This window comes from Desulfosporosinus sp. I2 (assembly GCF_000960765.1).
Taxonomy (GTDB): domain Bacteria; phylum Bacillota; class Desulfitobacteriia; order Desulfitobacteriales; family Desulfitobacteriaceae; genus Desulfosporosinus.
The window spans coordinates 1-21,342 of sequence record NZ_JYNH01000027.1 but is presented as its reverse complement, the minus strand read 5'-3'; the positions used below and the strand labels follow the sequence as shown (position 1 = coordinate 21,342).

19 protein-coding genes, 1 tRNA gene and 1 pseudogene are annotated in these 21,342 nt (G+C 42.6%); 11 read left to right on the top strand and 10 right to left on the bottom strand.

Features of this window, described 5'->3' with window-relative positions:
• Positions 1 to 157 precede the first annotated feature (157 nt).
• From UF75_RS29010 to UF75_RS08820, 7 genes are all read left to right on the top strand, one after another.
• A complete protein-coding gene (locus UF75_RS29010) occupies positions 158 to 310 on the top strand; it encodes a hypothetical protein (RefSeq protein WP_197079357.1) in 153 nt (50 codons plus the stop codon).
• A gap of 155 nt (positions 311 to 465) precedes the next feature.
• The gene (locus tag UF75_RS08845; protein WP_045574245.1) at positions 466 to 696 is read left to right on the top strand and encodes a hypothetical protein; all 231 of its coding nucleotides are present in this window, start codon (positions 466 to 468) and stop codon (positions 694 to 696) included.
• A gap of 84 nt (positions 697 to 780) precedes the next feature.
• Complete coding sequence (locus UF75_RS08840) at positions 781 to 1,347, top strand: hypothetical protein (RefSeq protein ID WP_045574244.1); 567 nt, start codon at positions 781 to 783, stop codon at positions 1,345 to 1,347.
• A gap of 1,021 nt (positions 1,348 to 2,368) precedes the next feature.
• Positions 2,369 to 3,328 (top strand): BRCT domain-containing protein, encoded by a 960-nt coding sequence (locus tag UF75_RS08835; RefSeq protein WP_045574243.1) that lies wholly within the window; start codon positions 2,369 to 2,371, stop codon positions 3,326 to 3,328.
• 157 nt (positions 3,329 to 3,485) lie between these two features.
• On the top strand, positions 3,486 to 3,812 hold the full coding sequence (locus UF75_RS08830; RefSeq protein WP_045574242.1) for a DUF4258 domain-containing protein: 327 nt from the start codon (positions 3,486 to 3,488) through the stop codon (positions 3,810 to 3,812).
• Positions 3,809 to 4,237: a helix-turn-helix domain-containing protein gene (locus UF75_RS08825; protein ID WP_045574241.1), complete on the top strand. Its 429-nt coding sequence runs from the start codon at positions 3,809 to 3,811 to the stop codon at positions 4,235 to 4,237. The genes UF75_RS08830 and UF75_RS08825 overlap by 4 nt, the downstream gene beginning before the upstream one ends.
• Positions 4,238 to 4,243: 6 nt before the next feature.
• Positions 4,244 to 4,954 carry an ImmA/IrrE family metallo-endopeptidase gene (locus UF75_RS08820; protein WP_045574240.1) on the top strand — a complete coding sequence of 237 codons (711 nt, stop codon included), beginning with the start codon at positions 4,244 to 4,246 and terminating at the stop codon, positions 4,952 to 4,954.
• Positions 4,955 to 5,517: 563 nt separating this feature from the next.
• Here UF75_RS08820 and UF75_RS08815 read toward each other — a convergent pair.
• Positions 5,518 to 5,592 (bottom strand) — tRNA-Thr (locus UF75_RS08815).
• A gap of 131 nt (positions 5,593 to 5,723) precedes the next feature.
• On the opposite strand from UF75_RS08815, the gene UF75_RS08810 reads away from it, so the two are divergent.
• From UF75_RS08810 to murC, 4 genes are all read left to right on the top strand, one after another.
• Positions 5,724 to 6,848: a hydrogenase small subunit gene (locus UF75_RS08810; RefSeq protein ID WP_045574239.1), complete on the top strand. Its 1,125-nt coding sequence runs from the start codon at positions 5,724 to 5,726 to the stop codon at positions 6,846 to 6,848.
• A gap of 220 nt (positions 6,849 to 7,068) precedes the next feature.
• Entirely contained in the window at positions 7,069 to 8,472 is a 1,404-nt protein-coding gene (locus UF75_RS08805) for a nickel-dependent hydrogenase large subunit (RefSeq protein ID WP_197079356.1), read from the top strand.
• Positions 8,473 to 8,548: 76 nt separating this feature from the next.
• A complete protein-coding gene (locus UF75_RS08800) occupies positions 8,549 to 9,202 on the top strand; it encodes a cytochrome b/b6 domain-containing protein (protein ID WP_045574238.1) in 654 nt (217 codons plus the stop codon).
• A gap of 90 nt (positions 9,203 to 9,292) precedes the next feature.
• Positions 9,293 to 10,645: a UDP-N-acetylmuramate--L-alanine ligase gene (murC, locus tag UF75_RS08795; RefSeq protein ID WP_045574237.1), complete on the top strand. Its 1,353-nt coding sequence runs from the start codon at positions 9,293 to 9,295 to the stop codon at positions 10,643 to 10,645.
• Positions 10,646 to 10,741: 96 nt separating this feature from the next.
• Here murC and UF75_RS08790 read toward each other — a convergent pair whose 3' ends face one another.
• The 9 genes and pseudogenes from UF75_RS08790 to carB all read right to left on the bottom strand — a co-directional run.
• Positions 10,742 to 11,296: a hypothetical protein gene (locus UF75_RS08790; protein WP_045574236.1), complete on the bottom strand. Its 555-nt coding sequence runs from the start codon at positions 11,294 to 11,296 to the stop codon at positions 10,742 to 10,744.
• Position 11,297: 1 nt separating this feature from the next.
• A complete protein-coding gene (nadE, locus tag UF75_RS08785; protein ID WP_045574235.1) occupies positions 11,298 to 12,071 on the bottom strand; it encodes an NAD(+) synthase in 774 nt (257 codons plus the stop codon).
• A gap of 1 nt (position 12,072) precedes the next feature.
• A complete protein-coding gene (locus UF75_RS08780) occupies positions 12,073 to 13,530 on the bottom strand; it encodes a nicotinate phosphoribosyltransferase (RefSeq protein ID WP_045574234.1) in 1,458 nt (485 codons plus the stop codon).
• Between the two features lie 543 nt (positions 13,531 to 14,073).
• Positions 14,074 to 15,456, bottom strand: coding sequence for an argininosuccinate lyase (gene argH / locus UF75_RS08775; protein ID WP_045574233.1), 1,383 nt, complete (start codon positions 15,454 to 15,456; stop codon positions 14,074 to 14,076).
• Positions 15,457 to 15,781: 325 nt separating this feature from the next.
• Complete coding sequence (locus UF75_RS08770) at positions 15,782 to 16,993, bottom strand: argininosuccinate synthase (protein ID WP_045574232.1); 1,212 nt, start codon at positions 16,991 to 16,993, stop codon at positions 15,782 to 15,784.
• A 183-nt stretch (positions 16,994 to 17,176) separates the two neighbouring features.
• Complete coding sequence (argF, locus tag UF75_RS08765; protein WP_045574231.1) at positions 17,177 to 18,121, bottom strand: ornithine carbamoyltransferase; 945 nt, start codon at positions 18,119 to 18,121, stop codon at positions 17,177 to 17,179.
• A 199-nt stretch (positions 18,122 to 18,320) separates the two neighbouring features.
• The gene (locus UF75_RS28115; protein ID WP_156146321.1) at positions 18,321 to 18,476 is read right to left on the bottom strand and encodes a hypothetical protein; all 156 of its coding nucleotides are present in this window, start codon (positions 18,474 to 18,476) and stop codon (positions 18,321 to 18,323) included.
• Positions 18,477 to 18,553: 77 nt separating this feature from the next.
• Positions 18,554 to 18,664: pseudogene (locus UF75_RS26945) on the bottom strand (DUF2179 domain-containing protein); the annotation flags it as partial.
• A 40-nt stretch (positions 18,665 to 18,704) separates the two neighbouring features.
• The coding region (carB, locus tag UF75_RS08760; RefSeq protein WP_045574230.1) for a carbamoyl-phosphate synthase large subunit at positions 18,705 to 21,342 on the bottom strand (2,638 nt) is incomplete at its 5' end.

Genomic DNA, 21,342 nt, shown 5'->3' with positions numbered 1-21,342 from the left:
AAAGGAGGAAATGCACATGGCATTTGGTGGTGCTGATCGTGATGATTGTTGCAGACCAAGTAACCGTTTTGGAGAAGGAATTGCGATTGTTGTCGTAATCATTCTTCTGCTTATCGCAATGGGAATTGTATTCTAATTTGAAAGGAGGAAATAATTAATGTTTGGAATGGGTTATGGTGGAATGGGTTATGGTGGAATGAGTGGAGTATGCTGTCATCCCCCTATCTCTAGTGGCGTTGGTCATGGTATCGGTGTAGGAATTATTGCTATTGCTATTTTGATTCTTATCGCTTTAGGTGTGATCTTCTAGAAATAGCTTTCTTGTAAAAACCAAATTAATCAATAGGAACTGTCTCATAATGATGTCCAAAGGACATTCATGAGAAAAAGGTACTTGACAAAATCAAAGAACTAAATCCCTTTGAAAGAAGGGTCGCTCTCCTCACTTTCGCACAGGGCGGTCAAGTGCTTTTAACCTACGCCGAGGTATCAAAACTATTTAAACTAGAGGGTTATACCCCAGAGGAAGCACTGCTAAAGGCAATATTTGGATACGAGTTCAACGATATCATCAAATATGAGACCTATGATGAAAACGAGTTTATTGTGTTCTGGGTGAAAAAAGAGCCTGTTTGCAGTGATTGTGATGGTAACTGCGAGAATTGTGAGAAATGTGAGGACAGTGTAAACAACTAGGAGAACTTGAAATAGAGGCTGGTACTAATGCCAGTCTCTTTTTAATTTGAAAGGGAGTTTTACAAATGAAGAAGATAACCGTGATTGACTCTTAAGGGTAGCAAATTAGAATCACTGAAAATACTCTTAGGTGCTGGCGAGAACATCTGTACAACACACGCTTTGTTCCAGAGGTGTGACGGTGAAGTGGTGGCGTTATTACAAAAAATGAATTATGTGTTAATCCTTGATGAAGTTATTGATGTTGTTGATAGTCTTGATATGCCTAAAGATGATTGGGAATTAATGCTAGAGACTGGAATATTGAATCTTGAAGATAACTGGGTTAAGTGGAATGGGAAACCTGATTATAAAGGTAGACTTTCCGAGTACAAAGAACTCTGCGTTTTTAACAATGTTTACCAGTACAAAAACAAGGATTATATTTGGAACTTCCCAGTAAGTATCTTTGAGTCATTCGCTGAAACTTATGTGTTAACTTATCTGTTTGATGGAAGTTTATTTAAATATTTCTTTGATTATCACAAGTTAGAATATGAATTGAAATCAGTTAGCAATAGTAAGTTGACGGCATACTCAGGTATCGGGGATACTTCACAAATCAATGAACTGCTAAAGATATACGAAGGTAAAATGAATTTAATAGGTTAAGGTAGAACAAAGAATGGAATTGACTACACACTATCCTCTACGCACCTATCAGAGAAGGCAACTCCAGTAGAACTCCAAACCCTGCTAAGCCACATCTGGAACTACTCTATCAATGTTACAAAGGCAAAGACTGATAAGGTTATTATCAGCACGTTATCTATTACACAGGATATCCTACGGTTTATTGGGAATACCCCTCTCCTATTACATGTCCATGGGGCACTCAACCCCGTATTATTTGTCACGTATTGATAACCATATATAAAACCCAGTAAGCAGGGAATCAAAGATAATGCCGATAATGATATCCTCTGAATTATATCAAAATAGAAATAAATTCTAAAACCGTTGGCAACAACAAGTCTAAAATGGCAATTGAACTGGTCATAAAATCAAAGCAAAAACCCCGCAATCGCTTGCGGGGTCTAACTTTCCTATGGACCCGATGGTCGGAATCGAACCGACGACCTGCTCATTACGAGTCGTTTTCTGTCATTTTTAACCGCAAACCAGTGCCATCACTGGATAGCAAATGATTATTCTGTGAGTGAAGCATAGGCAAAAACTGATGAGGTTATTATCAGCACGTTTAAGAATTTATTTGAGGACTGGACACGTAAAGGGAAAAAGCTGTATCGGTACAGAAACAACTATGTAGCTATTAATTCCAGAGCAACCAATGAGTACCGAGAAAGAACCGTACTACACTACTGGTTCGATCTTTGTCTGCGAGTTTATCTGAGTGGGTGAGGTGAAAATTAAGGGGAATTCTGTTCTGAAATATAAAAAGCCCAGTACGAGGTCTTTTAATATTTTCTGCGAAAATAGTCGCATAACCATTAAGAGTGTCATAAGGTAGGAATATTTACTTAACTGTCGAAGGATAAAATGTTTATGTTAACTAGATTATTCAGACAAAAATCATGTGGGAAAATGTCTCTTACAGTCAATTCACAATATCTTAATTGTGTGCCAGGGTGACTGCACCTGGGTATGGAGTAAGGTAAGGAGATGATAAAAGATGGTTAACGCTATTAGCTCTTATGACGATATGGCCTATAGGAAATTTACTAGCAAATCAGAATTAGATACCATACTTAATACGCTTATCGGGATCATAGAAGGGATTACACTAGACAAGAAAATCACCCCGAAAGAACTTGATGAACTACGCCATTGGTGTAACTTTTATCGCAAGTATGAAAGCAGGCATCCTTTCAATCAGTTATTGCCTATCATTGATTCTGCGCTAGAAGACAATATCTTAACGGATGAAGAAGCTCAGGATATTTTTTGGCTTGCTAAAAACCTCCAAAATTCTGAGGGTTTCTATGATTATATTACTACCTCATTACAACGGCTTTATGGCCTCTGCCACGGGATACTGGCCGATAACGAAGTAACCGAAGCTGAAATAAGAAATTTGTCTGAGTGGCTTGCTGAAAACGACGACTTAAAAGGTTGCTATCCTTATGATGAAATTGACAGTTTGATTATATCGGTTCTAGCCGACGGAAAAATTGATCAGGATGAGAAGAACATTCTAAAAGCCTTTTTCGGTGAATTCGTCAATACGTCCCGATCACTAAACATAAGCAGGACTGAGCTGGACGAATTGAAATCGATGTATAACATTAAAGGTATATGCGCAGCTTGCCCTGAGATGACAATAGAGGATTCAACGTTTTGCTTGACTGGAAGTTCAATTTTTACCCAGAGAGAACAGATAAAGTCATTAATCGAATTATCTGGAGGTAAATTTAGTAACACCGTAACCAAAAGCACTGATTATCTCATAGTTGGCGCTGATGGCAATCCATGTTGGGCTTATTCGTGCTATGGAAGAAAGGTGGAAAAGGCGGTAATTATGAGGAAAACAGGTCATCCGATTACTATAGTTCATGAGAATGACTTTTGGGATGAGCTGTTACCTTACGCTCAGAGTAAGGGGATAGACACCAAAGCGTATTTAAAGAGGTAGTGAACATGTATATTCATGATTTCAGCGTTGCTTGCCAGAGAGACGGCTGCGGTTATGGGAGATAGGTGTATATGTCTAGCTATAACTAAAATTTATTTTTTTATTTTATGTTATTTTATATCAATTTAGGTTATATTATAGAGAGGGAGTTATTAACATGCCTCGAACTCCTGAAGATTCTATTAGGTCCTCTGCCTGGAGTAAAAAACTTGGCTTTTCTTCACACGCCATGGACCGCATGGGCGAAAGAATGATAACGATTGATCAAGTCTATGATTGTATTTTATATGGGACAAATATCGAAACTCAATATCACGGCAGAGACGTTAAAGTAGTATTTCAACAAGCTACTGCTGGCATACCTGGTTACTATGCAGTAGTTGCCGATAATTACCCTTTTCCAGAGGTAGTAACAGTGTGTTCTACCATGGATGAAGTTTGGGAATTCATTGGAGGAATTTTGATAAGGAGGACAAGTAAATGAAGTGCATATACTGTGGTTCTGAGATGGAAAAAATCAAAACCTCTGTCTCCGCATCGTGGGGAAAATATAAAATAGAAATCGAGGGGGTGGAGCCCTACGTCTGTATCCCCTGCAATCACAAGGTGTACGACCCTGAAGAAGCCAAGATGATCCAGGAAATAGCACGAGGGTATGCTGATTCTGAGTTAGTCGAAAAGCCAGTATTTTTAAACGTGGAAGAAGTATCTGATTTACTAAAAGTCTCACAACAAACAATTTATAACATGCTCAAAGATGGTAGATTATCTGCGTCAAAGGTAGGCCGTGAATGGAGATTCAACCGTAATGCGGTCGAAAGGCTATTCGCACCTCAGGCTGTAGCCGCGAGAGGTAATACAATTTCTAATAGTGATTTAGATATTATTAGCTCCCTCTTGGGAGAGTGATGATTAATGTCACGTTATCTTACCCAGTCCCTACCTCCCGAGCATTACGCTCGGGAGCTTTTGGCCCAATTAAGAATCAACACAATACCGACACCTGTTGAACTTATCTGTACGAACCTTGGAATAGTGCTCAATTACAATTCAGGGTTAAGTTGTGAATCTCTAATAGCACAAAAGAACGGAAAAACAGCGATTATCATAAACGACAGAGAAACATATGGGCATCGTAAACGGTTCAGTATTGGACATGAGCTGGGCCATTATTCTATACCATCACATCTGCAGGATACTTATCAATGTAGCCTCAACGACTTGAATCACTACACTCCTGATAAAATTGCAGAATCAGAGGCCGATCAATTCTCGCCTGAACTATTAATGCCATCAAATCATTTTTTGCCAGATGTAAAAAAACATGAGTTAAGTCTCTCAACTATCATAGATTTATCAAACAAGTACGATACATCTTTAATTTCTACCGCTATAAGATTTATAAAAGCAACAGAAGATTTAGGAGCAATAGTTTTATCTCAGAATAAATGCATAAAGTGGACTTTTCATTCGCCACTTTTTTTGGGGGTAATTCGAGACAGAGGACAGTTGCACATCTCTTCAACTGCCTTGATTACTTTGAATATGGTTTCTACATATCCTGCTTATCCCGACGTGTGTCAAGTAATGTGTGGTCAGATCATTTTGATGGAGTTAGTCTTTTAGAAGAGACTCTTTCAATGCCTTCGTTAGAGCTCACCTTATCTGTAATTAAGCCATTACCAGAATATGTTGATGAACATTATGACGCATATTATGGTTCATAAGACAATGAGCGTTTATAGTCCCTAATTGTTTTTGATATTCTAATGATAGAATATTAACTTAAGAGCGCCAATAATTTTCAGAGGGTCTTCGTGCCCCACGTTCTCTTTAACGGGAGAATTGTGGGGCCTTTTTCAAGGTAACATTATCATTACGGATCTGCCTAAATCTAATGGCCTCGATTAACCCACTCGTTCTCTTTTGACTGTAAATAAATAACCACGACCAGTTAACTATCCTTAGTTCGTGGTTATCTTTTCTTATGTTCTACGTATTCAAGGGCGTCTCAACCACAATTATATTGAAGCTAAAGCCAGCCAGTTCTTTTGTTTTTAGGTTATTACTAAGTTTCATTCTGTCCCAATTTGTAAAGCTTGTCCCAAAATGTCCCCATTACCTAGTTTTATGCAACCTCTGCATAAAACTAAAAACCCCGCAATCACTTGCGGGGTCTAAGTTTCCTATGGAGCCGATGGTCGGAATCGAACCGACGACCTGCTCATTACGAGTGAGCTGCTCTACCTCTGAGCCACATCGGCATTACACGGACGATAGTAATTTTACTCCATTTTTGTGATTTCGTCAAATATTTTTTTTTTCTTATTTTTAATGGAGTTTTTAGGGTTTAACTTTGCCTTTCTGGAAATAATACCCTCTCAAGGGGAGTTATATGCTAAGCCGAAGGGACTTTTTGAAATTAGTCATTAAAGGCGCCATTATGGGTAACTTTTGTGAACTTATTGCCCCATCCTTAGCCCAATCAGTCGTAGCTGGTGAGGTTAAAAAACTTCCCGTGGTGATGATTGAGACAGGCACTTGTACTGGGGATAGCATCTCCCTTGATAATATTTGGACCCCAACCTTTTCCGATATCCTCAGTAACATCGTTGATTGGCGCTATGATTGGAGCATGATGCAGACTCAGGGAGCTAGCGCCTACAAAGTGCTTCAGGAAACCTATGAAAAAATGCCCAACGAATATATTTTGATTGTCCAAGGTTCAATGATCCAGCGTGACAACGGTCATTATAACCATGTAGTCTTTGATAATGGTAAGCTTATTACTGGGCTGGAACTTGTCAGACGCATGGGCCTTAAAGCCAAATACGTGGTTGCTATTGGCAGCTGTGCGACTTTCGGCGGCCCAGTTGCAGGTTATCCCAATCCAACTCAGGCGACTGGGGTACAGAACATTCTCCCCGAACGAAGAGTTATTAATGTTTCTGGATGTCCTGCCCATCCAGATTGGATTATGGGAACCCTACTCCATCTAGCCTTATATGGTGAACCTGAACTTGAAAAATTCGGAAGGCCAAAACTTTTTTATGCAGAAACTGTGCATAACCGTTGCCCTCGCAGGCGTGACTATGATCAAGGAATTTTCGCCACAGATATAGGACAAAAGCAGTGTCTTTTTAGAGTTGGCTGTAAAGGACCTGTTACCTATGCCGACTGTCCGATTCGCCGTTGGAATGACCATCTCAATTGGCCAATTGGGTGTAACACGCCCTGCATCGGATGTACTGAACCCGGTTACCCGGATTTAATGTCGCCCTTTACTGCTCACCTACCCGATATCCCCTTCCCTGGAGGAACTAAAGTTTCTACTGATGCGATCGGACTTGGAGTTTTAGGATTGACCTCTGTCGCTCTAGTAGGGCATGCTGCCACTGCGCTCTATAATGGCCGACTCCAAAAGAATTTACTTAAAGCCTCTGTCAAGGCTCCAAATAGGCCTAGCGTTAAAAAAGTGAAGACTATCCATCAATATAAACTTAAGAAGAACATGAAATAAGTTCTGTAGCCTAGATAAAGAAAACTTGGCTGGCGCCCGAAGACACTGTCTTCGCACGTGTAAACCAGCTTGCAGCCTTGGCGTAGGCGGCCGCCTTAGTTGCCCTTATGCTTCCAGACGAATACACTGTCTTCGCACGTATTAGCCTTCTTGCAGTATACAACGAAGTTATACTTTCTGACTAGTATGAAAAAATTCTAAATTTATTCCCAAACAAGGAGTGAACATTCTGGAGAAGAGAACCATCTTTCCGTTGACCCGACTTCACGCTCCCATGTTATTAGAGGCCTGGCTAGAAAATGGGGAAATCAAAGACGCCTTTATTTCTGATACTCTCTATCGAGGATTCGAACAGATTCTTGTCGGTCGATCTGCTATGGATATGCCTTATTACACCCAACGCATTTGTGGTATTTGTTCCTCCGCTCACGCTATTACTGCGGCACTGGCAGTTGAGCAGGCTTTAGGAATGCACGTTCCTCCGAACGGATTGTTAGTACGCAATCTCATCTTGGCCAGTGACTTTATCCAAAATCATATTCGACACCTTTATCTATACATCCTACCGGATTATTTCCGTGGCCCGGACATTGCTCCTTTTCTTCCTCATTCCGAATTCGACCTTCGTTTATCCAGTCAAGAAACAACTGCTATGACCGAACACTATTTCAAAGCTATAGAAATATCTCGAGTTGCCCATGCTGCTTTTGCAGTTTTCGGCGGCAAAGCGCCTCATGGTCATGGGCTTGTTCCCGGTGGTACGACTATGGAAGTTGATGCCGATAAAGTGAGCCGATATCAGGGATACATAATGGAAGTTCTGAGTTTTATTGACGATGTCTTGCTTCCGGATGTTGAATTGATTAAGGAGCGTTATCCTGAGTACATCAACCTGGGTAAAGGGAACGGCAATTACTTGTCAGTCGGAGGTTTTTCCAGTCCTGAGGGAAGCACCCTTTTCCCGCAAGGTGTGATTCTCCAAGGAAAGCAAGAAAACTTCGATGAACAACAAGTCACGGAGGATGTGACAAACGCTTGGTATAAACCCCATGGTCCTTTACACCCTATGGAAGAGGATACTGTCCCCGACCTCAGTCAAGCCAAAGGGTACTCTTGGGTTAAATCTCCTCGTTACCGCGGCCAGCCTGTTGAAGTAGGACCTTTAGCGCGAGCTATTATCAACAAAGAAGCAGTCATCGGTCATGGTGCCATTCCCCGAACATGGGCACGCGCACTAGAACTCAAAAAGCTTGCTAAAACCACTTTGGAATGGCTTAATCGTCTTGAACCTGGGTCGAAAACACTTGATACTAAAATGGAGCAGGACTCCGGGATTGGGATCGGTCTCCACGAAGCCATGCGTGGAAGCTTAGGACATTGGGTGTCTATAAAAAATGGGCGAGTTAATCACTATCAAATCATTACACCGTCTGCCCTAAACTTTGGGTCAAGGGATGAAACAGGAACCAGAAGTGTCGGGGAGTCATCTTTACTCGGTTTAAAAATCCAAACTGAGGATCTCATGGAAGCGGGCAGGATTATCCGCTCCTTTGACCCCTGTTTTTCCTGCAGTGTCCATATTATGGACGGCCAAAATTTATATAAACTAAAGATTCAAGTCTGATCGCATATTTTAAGGAAAGCACCCCCTTAAATTGATATGATTAATCGTATACCTAATGGGGGCAAGGTAACTTTTTATGAAGCAGCCGTTTAAAATGAGAAAACCTGTCCTAATAAAGCTAAAACGGGCATCCATTAAAGGAGAGATGGTCCTTTTTCAGCCGATATGGGTTAGAATCTTTCACTGGGGATTCGCAGCAAGTCTAACTGTAATTCTCCTAACTGGCCTTGAATTACATAAACCGGCAAATTTTTTGATTCTAAACTATGGGAAGGTGTTGACTGCCCACCTAGTCTTTGGCTGGTTTGCATTGGGATTTGTGGCTCTAAGAATCGCCGATGCCTTGATCCAACGGGATAATTCATTGATCCCAAAAATCCATGATCTCAAGCGTCTTCCCAAACTAATGGCCTATTATTTCTTCCTTCGTCCGGCTCCCCCGCCCAGTAGAAAGTATAATAGTGGACAATTGTTAATCTATTTTTCTTGGTTCCTTCTTTTTCTGGTTGCCAGTCTCCTCGGTCTAGTCTCCTATTGGCAAGGGAAGCATTTAATTTGGCTTTGGCATCTAGTAGGAGGGTTTCAAGTTCTTCGTTGGATAAAGTTTACTATTACCATTTATTTTTTGGCGACGATCCCTGTCCACATTTATCTAAGTTCAACGGAAGATATCAGTCGTCTTCAGGCCATGGTCACTGGTTACGAACGAAAACCGCCCAATAATAGTTAGTTAAAATTTTCCTAACATAAAATGATACTTTTCAGCTCAAGTTTGGGTATAATGGAGGGTAGAGTTTATACATGAAAGGGACGATATGCCTTGGCATTACATATTCATTTTGTAGGTATCAAAGGGACCGGAATGAGCGCACTTGCTCAAATTAGTGCACAGCTCGAGGATGCTATTATAACAGGATCTGATGTTGAAGAACGTTTTTATACTGACTTTGTCTTAGAGCGTGCCCATATTCCCGTTTTAGGGTTTTCTCCGGAAAATGTGGAAAATGCAGATTTAGTAGTCATCTCTGCTGCGTACACAAATCAGCATCCGGAAATTTCTCGGGCCCTGGAGTTAAATATTCCAATTTTGACTTACCCTCAATATCTCGGGCGATTACTTGCTAAAAAACGTGGTATTTCTGTCACTGGAACACACGGTAAAACAACTACAACTGCCATGATTGGGCTAGTTATGCTCCAAGCCGGATTGGACCCAACCATCGTGGTCGGTAGTGATGTGCCTAATATTGGCGGTAATGCACATTGCGGTAAAGGCGAATTCTTCCTAGCAGAGTCTTGTGAATATCGGCGCCATTTCCTTAACTACTCTCCCGAACACCTCATTATCACTAACCTAGAATTTGATCATCCGGATTATTTTAAGGACCTTGAGGATGTTATCTCAGCGTTTGCAGAACTAGCCATCAAGGTTCCAGAGCGCGGTCATATTTATGTTTGGGCTGAAGATCCTAATCGAGAGGCTATTAAAGGGTCCGCACCCATTACCACTTTTGGGCTCTCTGAATCGGCGGATATCAGGGCAACTGAGATTAAGTTTAAAGACGAAAAAAGCTCCATGAAAATCATGGTTAAGGGTCACTATCTAGGAGACCTGAATCTGAACGTCTCAGGGAAACACAATATTATTAATGCCTTGGCAACGATTGCCGTTTGCCGGGAAATCGGAATCCCCATCGACCAAATTCTAATTAGCTTAAGCCTCTTCAATGGAACTAAACGACGATTTGAACATATAGGTAGTAATACCAATGGGGCAATGATTGTCGATGACTATGCCCATCATCCTACCGAAATCCGCACGACCCTCGAAGGAGCACGGCTTTCCTTCCCGAATCGACGTATTCGAGCTATTTTCCAGCCTCATACATTTAGTCGCACCGAAAAACTTCTGCTTGAGTTCTCACAAGCTTTTCAAGGAGCCGATGAAGTTGTAATTGCTGACATTTTTGCTTCAGCACGAGAGCAAGAACATTACACCGTATCTGCTGTGAATTTAGCAGAACTGATCCAGCTTCAAGGGATCGAAGCCCGCTACATTGGACCGTTGGATGACATCAAAAATTATCTTACTGAAACAATTGCACCTGAAGATCTCGTCCTTACCCTAGGGGCAGGAGATATTTATAAGGTCGGATTAGGGATTGTCAGCTGACTAACGACAACGAGCCCTCCCGTAGTAGAATGATATTACATTCTACTACGGGAGGGCATTTTTAAGTTGCAATATAATAATGTCTCTCTTTACATTCTAGGGATTAAGTCCCTGTATTCCTTTAAGGATTTCGTCCCAGTTATGACAACGTGTAATGCCCGTTGGAAGTTCCTCTTGATTGTAAGTCGTATCAAGTAAGAATACCGGAATTCCACATTCGGAGATTAATTTCGCATTCACTTGATAATCCTCGATAAAAGCCTCAATTCCCCATTGCTTAACAAAATCTACTTTACTATCAAATCCGGTAAAAAGCACATGTTCATGATGAATTTCTCGCATTTTAAACCACTGTATGGTAAGGTCCTTCTGATCAGGTGTCCTAGCCGTAATATAAATCACTTCATGTCCCTCTTGAAGAAGTGTTTCAATCCCTTCTTTGGCACCGGGAATTGGCTCGGGCATCATAAGTAACCGTTCCACATTACCAACAAAGAAATCGTTCATATCTTCAGGCGGAACATCAAACGTTAAATGCATGTCATAATCGTCTATGACAGCAATGTTCTTTCCATAGTGTCGATTCAACTCTTGTAACCAAACTGGATAACTATCAGAGACAACCCCATCAATGTCTACCCCAATTCGCACGTTACTCGATCTCCTTCAACTTTGGAAGCTCGAGGCTGGGAGGCATATGACGTTTATGCTCACTTTGGCGATGCAAGGTTTCAAGACGTTCTTCTACCTCAGGGGCAACCGTTTCCCCCAGTAAATATCGGTCGATCTGATCATAGGTTAGTCCTAGATCCGATTCATCCGTCTGTCCAGGCCAAAGTCCAGCAGTAGGGACACGAGTTGCAATTCTCAAAGGAAGGCCTAACATCCCCGCCCAAGCACGCACCTCGGCTTTAGTGAGAGAACTAATCGGCAAAAGATCCACACCACCATCGCCATACTTTGTGAAGTATCCAGTATAGCTTTCGGGAGCATTATCCGTACCCACAACCAAGTAATTTAGGGCATTGGCTACAGTATACAGTGTCGACATACGTAACCGAGCCTTTAAATTCCCCTGACTCATCTTTCCCCCTACTACATCTCTTCCGCCTTGTTTCAGACCCTTCATGACTTGTTCGAAGATCAGGGTATGAGCATTACTTAAGTCCACTTCTATAGGCCTAATGTCAAACCCTTCGGCAATCCACAGCGCATCTTCTTGGTCTTCAGGATTTGAATTACTGGGCATTATCACGGCCACACAATTATCCGGAAATGCATATTTGCAAAGTCCGGCGACAACGGCTGAATCAACCCCTCCAGAAATTCCTACCACTAATCCTTTAGCGTTGGCTTCTGTGACCTTTGTGCGTAACCAGTCTACCGCTTGATTGATACGTTCTGTTAATTCATCGGTTGTCCACATTTTAGTCCACCCCTTGATTATTAGATTTAATATCGTTATGAATGGTTAAGAGTAATTGTTGTTTCATATCAAAGAGACCAGTCGATAAATCCACAATATAACGGTGCGGATTCGTCAATCGCTTCACTTCATCCCAGAAAGTGTCTAATTCCTTTCGGGCATAGGTTTGAATATCGTTAAGATTTGGCAATTCACAGACTCGTTTCCCCTCTCTAAAGACTGGGGTTAAGAGTTCTTTGGTCTTAAACTTGGTTAACGTTTTTCTTTTCCACGTTTGGATAGGATCAAAAATCGTCAGCGGTTTCCCTTCTGCGAAAACTTCATCCTCCAGTGCGATAAGATCTGCCATGGCCTTTCCGGCTCGATCGTAGAAACGCACGACTTTTTTGATGCCGGGGTTAGTAATCTTGGAGATGTTTTCTGAAACCTTAAGTCGTGGATGAAAAACCCCCTTTTCTCCCTCAGCAGCTAGCTTGTAAACTCCTCCTAAGGAAGGCCAATCTTTGGATGTAATGAGATTTGTGCCAACCCCCCAAGAATCGATTGCTGCACCTTGTGCTCGAATGGCAAAGATAGTTTCTTCATCTAGATCATTTGAGGCCACAATAATTGAACGTGTAAGTCCAGCATCATCCAGCATCCGTCGGGCCTCTCTAGACAAATAGGTTAAGTCTCCGCTGTCTAAACGAATTCCTTGGAAATGATAGCCTTCTGCTTCTAGCTCAAGTCCAACCGTTATCGCATTCGGCACCCCTGACTTTAAAACACTATAGGTATCGACAAGCAGCAAACATCGATCTGGAAAAGTACGTGCATATGCGCGAAATGCCTCCAACTCTGAGGGAAAGCATTGGATCCAGCTATGCGCTTGAGTCCCCGAAACAGGGATTTTGTAGCGTTTGCCGGCTAAAACATTGGACGTTGATTGACATCCTCCGATAAAGGCAGCTCGTGCTCCTAAAATTCCGGCGTCCGGTCCTTGCGCTCTGCGCAGACCAAACTCCATGACCGCACCGCCCTCTGTGGCTGTAACCACCCGTGAAGCTTTTGTAGCAATTAGAGTCTCGAAGTTGACTAAATTCAGAATGGTGGTTTCAAGGAGCTGTGCTTCAAAAATTCGTCCTTTTACCCGAATCAGTGGTTCATAAGGGAAAACTACGGACCCTTCTGGTACAGCATCTATTTCCCCTGTAAAATGAAAGTTTTGCAGTTCTTCAATAAATTCCTCAGTAAACAGGTTTAGGCTTCTCAAATACGCCAAATCTTCTTCACAAAAAGAGAGATTTTCGATATATTCAACGACTTGTTCAAGTCCTGCAGCTAAAGCATACCCTCCTTTAAATGGTAGCTCACGAAAGAAGACATCAAAAACTGCTTCCTTGTTGTGATAACCGTTGGCTAGATAACCCTGCATCATCGTTAATTGATAAAGATCTGTTAACATGGTTTGATTTTCCATTATATAGCCTCGCTTCACACTATGCTTAAATCATGTTGTCATCTATAATCTATAGCATGCAATATCTTGATGAAATCATGCGTGAGAATTTCGACCTCACGGTAGGATTTTCCTGCTTTATGCCTAAAATAAAAACCTAAAGGGAACACCTTTAGATTTTTTTGATTGATATTGTCGCATTTCCTCGAACCTCTTTAGAAGTTATCCACAAGCCTCCTTCAGTTTTCCACCGTCTATCCCTAACTTATCCACGTCAAAATTGATTGTTTTAGGATGTTATCCACAGAGTTATCCACACTATACACAGGTTTTTCCTGTGTTTTGTAAAACCTCCAAGGAAAAAGCCACCAATATAGTGTGGTACAAACTTTGGCTAAACCCTATACGGGTATTTAGCCTTTAATTTTATATTTTTTTATCTGCCCACAATCTTTTATCTATAACTCTGATGATTTATCATTATATTCAGCTAATTCGACAATCGTCGAAAAGCTCTTGTCATTAATTGTCTGTAATTTGTTACTCTGCCAACAAGTGCGTGGATTACCAACTTAAATTTTCCAATACTTGGCGACTTAATTGGATTCCTTGGGCAACGGTTTCGGGGGAAGGCCCCCCTTTAATCTTACGGGCCCTTACACAAAATTCGATACCTATGGCTTCAAACAAATCTGCTTCAAAAATCGGGGAAAGTGCCTGATAATCACTTAAATTTAAGTCTTCCAACCCAATTCCCTGTTTACTGCAGTGTAAAACAATCCGCCCAACTAGCTCGTGGGCTTCTCGAAAGGGTAAGCCTTTCTTGGCTAGGTAATCCGCGAGATCTGTTGCGTTCGTAAAGCCACCTTTTGCCCCACGGGACAACGTCTCCCGATGAACCTGCATGGTTCTTAACATGGGTTCCACTACTAGTAAGCATTTCTGAATTGTGTCCACTGCATCAAAAACCTGTTCTTTATCCTCTTGCATATCTTTATTATAAGCAAGCGGAAGTCCCTTCATAACGGTTAATAAGGCCATCAAATCCCCATAAACACGCCCCGTCTTTCCCCTCACTAATTCTGCAACATCAGGGTTTTTCTTTTGAGGCATGATGCTTGATCCGGTAGAATAGGCATCATCCATAGTGATAAACTGAAATTCCCCACTGGACCAGAGGACGAGCTCCTCACACATTCTGCTTAGATGCATCATCAGAATAGCTGCAGCTGATAGAAATTCAAGGGCAAAATCTCGATCACTCACTCCGTCTATGCTGTTTAAGGTTACACCATCAAATTCTAGTTCCAAAGCGGCCTTCTCTCTGTCGAGGGGGAACGTGGTTCCAGCCATGGCCCCTGAACCGAGAGGAGAGAGATTCAAGCGTTTACGGGTATCTTTGAGTCGATCAAGGTCTCGCAAAAACATTTGAACATAAGCCATCATGTGATGGGCCATGGTGATCGGTTGTGCCTTCTGCATATGTGTGTAGCCAGGCATCCATGTTTCAAGATGTTCTTCTCCCAAATTAAGAAGTGTATGAATTAGGCGCTCTATTAGAACCTTCGTTTGATCGATTTCCGCTCTCAAATAAAGCCTAAGATCTAAAGCGACTTGGTCATTGCGGCTTCGCCCGGTATGAAGTTTTTTTCCTACCTGACCAATCCGCTCGGTTAAGAGCTTCTCAACATTCATATGTATATCTTCAGCGCCAATCTCGAACTCTACCTTTCCCGCTTGGATATCCTCAAATATCCCAGCAAGACCCTCAATCAACTCGTTTGCTTCCTTTTCAGAGATAACCCCGACACTACCGAGCATTCTGGCATGGGCTATGCTCCCTTGAATATCTTGTTTGTATAAGCGTTGATCGAAACGTATTGAGGAATGAAAATCTTCCACCAATGCATCCGTAGTCTTTTCAAAACGTCCACCCCAGAGCTTCACGTTACATCGTCCTTTCAAGTAAAATCTTTTCGAGCAACCCTTTTCCCAAACCGTCATTTTATAGAAACATCTTAACGATTTGCTAATCTGGTACCTCCTAGTCCTAGTTATTGGAATGACTTAATCAGTTGTATTTGGATTATGGTTATCGTTCCAATTCGCCTCATTTAACAGTACTATAGCGACTCGGAATCTGCAGTGAGAAGAAAGCGCCGGGTGTCGGCGCTTATCTTGCATAGCTTATTTTATCAAATATTTGTTTAGCTTGTCTGAATTCTCTAAGTTTACCACGACTTATTGTTTCGATTTTTATTATCTGATCCTACTATTTGCTGCGCAACCCTGATTCTTTCTCCATTAATGCTCTTACTTTTAACGGAAGCCCGAAAAGGTTAATAAATCCGCCGGCATCCTTTTGGTCATATACCCCATCTTCACCAAAGGTAGCATAAGCTTCATTATAGAGGGAGTAGGGTGATTTTGTGCCCGCTAAGGAACAATTTCCTTTATATAATTTTACGCGTACCGTACCCGTGACATTTTTCTGAGTTACATTAACAAAGGCATCTAACCCCTCACGAAGTGGTGAGTACCATACTCCATCGTAAACAATCTCGGCATATTTCAAGGCAATTTGTTCTTTATAATGGAGCGTAAGGCGATCGAGGGTGAGATGTTCTAAAGCTTGGTGCGCCATATAAAGGATCGTTCCCCCTGGGGTCTCATAGACGCCACGAGATTTCATCCCTACTAAGCGGTTCTCCACCATATCAACGATCCCAACCCCATTTTTCCCACCTAATTCGTTAAGAGCTTCTAACAGGGCCACGGGGGCAATTTTATGACCGTTCAACGAGGTGGGTATCCCTTGTTCAAAGCCCAGCTCTAAGTAGGTAGCCTCATCAGGTGCATCTTCTGGAGAAACACCCATTAGGAATAAATCTCGTTTAGGTTCATTCCATGGATTTTCTAGGTCTCCTCCTTCATGACTTAAATGCCAGAGGTTGCGATCCATACTATAGGGACGATCTTTAGTCACCGGAACAGGAATTCCACGTGCAGCAGCATAATCGATGCAATCCTCGCGAGACTTGAGATCCCATATCCGCCAGGGTGCAATGATTTCTAGGTCTGGATTCAAGGCTTTAACACTAAGCTCGAAACGCACTTGGTCATTTCCTTTGCCAGTCGCGCCATGAGCAACCGCAACTGCCCCCTCTTTTTCCGCGATCTCTACTAAACGCCGAGCAATTAGTGGACGAGCAAAGGAAGTTCCCAAAAGATACTTTCCTTCATAAACCGCTCCCGCTTTTAACGTCTGAAAGATAAATTCCGATACAAACTCTTCTCTTAAATCTTCAATATACAGTTTACTCGCACCACTTTTAATGGCTTTTTCCTGCAGAGGAGCTAACTCTTCCCCCTGACCAAGATCTGCAGCCATAGCAATGACTTCATACCCATATGTTTCTTTGAGCCAGGGTATAATAATCGACGTATCCAAACCACCGGAATAAGCTAATACTACTTTTTTCATAATAAATCTCCCTCTTTTTAAATGATTTCAGCTACCTTACTAAAGTCATGCAAGTTGGGGACGGTTCTTGACTTGCATACTCGACTTGCGTATATTCAACAAATGAAATGCCAATCCCTCTTCGTCGTAATCCTCATCGTATCACAAGATAATTTCTCGTCATATTTCACTCACTTTAAGCTACTACATCGTTAAAGCCATAATCGCCTTTTGGGCGTGCAGACGATTTTCTGCCTCATCAAAGACGACTGACTGGGCCCCCTCTATCACATCCTCGGTAATCTCTTCCCCACGGTGAGCCGGAAGACAATGAAGTACAATGGCTGAAGGGTTCGCTAATTTCAAAGCGTTCGAATTAATCTGATACCCTTTAAAGGCTGCCATTCTTATTTGGGCTTCTTCTTCTTGACCCATACTTGCCCATACATCAGTGTAAAGAACATCTGCACCTTTTACTGCCTCCATAGGATCATCCACCACTTCTACAAATCCACCGTTATTTTTGGCATCTGCCTGAGCCAGTGCGACTATCTTGGGATCTGGCTTATATCCAGGCGGAGAAGCGATTACCACATGCAATCCCATTTTTGCTCCGCCAAACATCAGCGAATGGGCCATGTTATTTCCATCACCTACGTAGGCCAGCTTTAAACCGGATAGACGTCCTTTATGCTCCTGAATAGTCATAAGATCAGCCAATACCTGACAGGGATGTAACAGATCCGTAAGTCCATTGATGATAGGAATCGTCGAGAATTCCGCTAAGTCTAAGACCTCTTGATGGCTAAAGGTTCTAATCATAATCCCATCTACCATCCGTGAAAGGACACGGGCTGTATCGGCAATGGTTTCCCCTCTCCCCAGTTGGATATCTCGACCGCTCAGAAAGAGGGCATGCCCCCCCAATTGATACATTCCAACTTCAAACGAAACCCTAGTTCGAGTTGAAGACTTGGTAAAAATCATTCCTAAAGTCTTATCTTGAAGCACTTGACGAGGGCGTCCCGCTTTTTGATCTACTTTAAGCTCCCTAGCTACATCGATAATGCAGTTTAATTCATCTTGAGAAAAGTCATGAAGCGAAATAAAGTCTCGTCCTTTAAAAATAGTTTGATCAATATTTGCCATCGTTACCCACTCCTTTAATATGAATTATTATACATTCATATGCATAATAATTCAATAGCAAAACTCTTGTTTTCTTCCGTACTACTACCTATTCTACAAAACCCTGTCCTGAAACACAAACCCCCATCCCAACTCTGCCATTCACTTCCTCCCAGGACGTTAATGACCCTCCCGCTGAACATCGATCTAATGTAGGCCTTCAATCCGAAGAGCCCAAGATATCCTTAAAAAAATCTGAACCTGAAGAGCCTTTGCCAAATTCCCCTACAGAAACGCCCCAATATTGCCCCTCATGTGGAAGAGCAAATGCAGGGACGGCATATTGTCCAAAATGTGGAACGAAGCTTTCACCCATTTAGCAACTTTAAAACTCCCGCTCGACGAATTATCGAGCAGGAGTTTTTTCATCCTCAACTTTATTAATACGACCCATTAATGAATAGCCCTCTTTTTAAACCGACCGCCCATAACTTCATGCACGCTACTAATGGTAACAAAAGCGTTTTCATCGATCTCATTCAGAATAGATTTTAACTTTGAAATTACCCCCTTCAGTCCCCTTTGTTCAAAAAAATCTTTCCTTCTACAAGGCCAGATACTCCTGTAACGAAAGCACCTGGGGAGTGGTATGGCTTCGAATTTCATATAAGGCCCGAACGACTGCTTTAGCCGTATCCATCGATGTGAAGCAGGGAACTCCGTGTTCCGCCGCTAATCTTCTTAATAAATAACCAGTCCTCTCCGGAACTCCTTTGGTGGGAGTACTGAGAATAAAGGAAAATTTCCGTTGCCGAATGGCCTCTTGAAGGGCCTCGCTGGATTCACTGACCTCTTCAACCTCTACCCCACACAAGGCTAAAGCCTTAGCCGTGTCTCCAGTTCCCTTGACTCCAAACCCTAACTGAGCGAGTTGGCGGGCTAGGGTGATGGCTTCTGGGCGATCCTTTTCCGCCACAGAAACTAAGATGTTGCCGTCGTTGGGGAGCGGAATATTTGAGGCCGCAAACGCTTTGGCCAAAGCGTGTCCAAATTGAGTGTCCATCCCTAAGACTTCACCGGTCGATTTCATTTCCGGTCCCAGAGAAGTTTCAACTTTAGTCAATTTTTCAAAAGAAAAAACCGGAGCCTTTACGACGACGAACGGTACCTCGGGAGCGAGCCCATGGGTGTATCCCATCTCCTTCAAGGTTTTACCTAGGGAAACCTGAACTGCCAAGTTTACTAAAGGGATTCCCGTGACCTTAGAAAGGATAGGCACTGTACGGCTCGCCCTGGGGTTTACTTCAAGCACATATACTTTGCCTCGCACTACGACATATTGAATATTTATAAGCCCTTTGATACCGATTCCCTCGGCAAGACGACAGGTAAAATCCTGAATTTGTTCTATTTCAGCAGGGGTTAAACTTTGGGGCGGATAAACCGCCAAACTGTCCCCTGAGTGGACTCCCGCACGCTCAATGTGCTCCATAATACCCGCGATCACAGTTGTTTCTCCATCCGAAACAGCATCCACTTCTACTTCTTTTCCTTCTAAGTACCTATCCACCAAAATTGGATGCTCTTCAGAGAGGTGAATGGCCCTTCTCAAATAATCTTCAAGTTCCTCGAGAGTTTCGACAACTTGCATAGCACGTCCTCCAATGACGTAGGAAGGACGAACGATCATCGGAAATTCAAGTTCCTCAGCTACTCTTTTGGCTTGAGCAACGGATGTTACACTTCTCCCTTCGGATTGAGGAATTCCGAGTTGGCCTAAGAGCTGGGCAAAACGTTCACGATCTTCTGCTAAATCAATCGCGTCGACCGACGTGCCTAAGATTCGTATGCCAGCAAGACTTAGGCGACCCGCTAAATTAATGGCCGTTTGCCCTCCGAATTGGACTAATACCCCATCCGCTTTTTCTTTATCCAAAACATGAAGCACGTCTTCCACCGTTAAGGGCTCAAAATATAACTTGTCGGCAGTATCAAAATCAGTGGATACAGTTTCAGGGTTATTATTAATCATAATGGCTTCCACTGCCGCTGCTTGTAAAGCAGCCAGGGCATGAACAGAGCAATAATCAAATTCTATCCCTTGCCCAATTCGGATTGGGCCCGAGCCTAAGACAACGACTTTAGCGCCCGTACTTATTGAAACCTCATCTTCCTCTTCATAACTAGAATAGTAATAAGGAGTTGCTGAGGCAAACTCTGCCGCACAAGTATCCACGGTCTTATAGACAGGAATGACTCCGAAGGTTATACGCATGTCACGCACGGCCTCTTCCGAACACCCGGAAAGCTTCGCTACCGCTAAGTCCGAAAATCCTTGAACTTTGGCAAACCGCAGTAACTCAGGGCTTAACTCCTCCCTCTGCAACCGCTGTTCAAGAGAAACTAAGTCTTTGATTTTAGATAAATAGAAAGGGTCAATTTGGGTTAGCATTTGAACTTCAAGAATTGTCCAATCCCGGCGAAACGCTTCAGCCACCGCAAAAAAACGCTCATGATCCGTTCGAACTAGCTTATCCTCAATCTCCATCTCTGTCCATCCACCTGAGGCCTTGATCCGAAGTCCCACACTTCCAATTTCTAAGGAACGTGCCGCTTTCAACAAGGCTCCTTCTAAAGTCCGTTCCATAGCCATGACTTCTCCGGTCGCTTTCATTTGCGTGCCAAGACGGTGGTCCGCGGCAGGAAACTTGTCAAACGGCCAACGAGGAAACTTGACCACGACATAATCTAGAGCTGGCTCAAAACAGGCACTGGTATTCCCGGTCACTGGATTTGTCAATTCTGGAAGAGTAAATCCTACAGACAGCAAGGCGGCCATTTTGGCAATAGGGTATCCTGTGGCTTTAGATGCAAGTGCACTGGAACGACTGACCCGTGGGTTAACTTCAATGACAACATATTCCCGACTGGTTGGATTTAAGGCGAATTGGACATTACAGCCCCCATTGACCCCCAAAGCACGAATGATTTTTAAGGATGACGCCCGTAGCATCTGATATTCAACATCCGTTAACGTTTGGGACGGTGCGACTACGATACTATCCCCGGTATGAATTCCAACCGGATCAATATTTTCCATGTTGCAAATCGTAATACAGTTATCCGCGTCGTCTCGCATAACCTCATACTCAATTTCCTTCCAGCCCGCCACACTGCGCTCTACAAGACATTGTCCAATCGGGCTAGATTGTAGACCCCTTTGTAATATTTCTTCAAGGGTT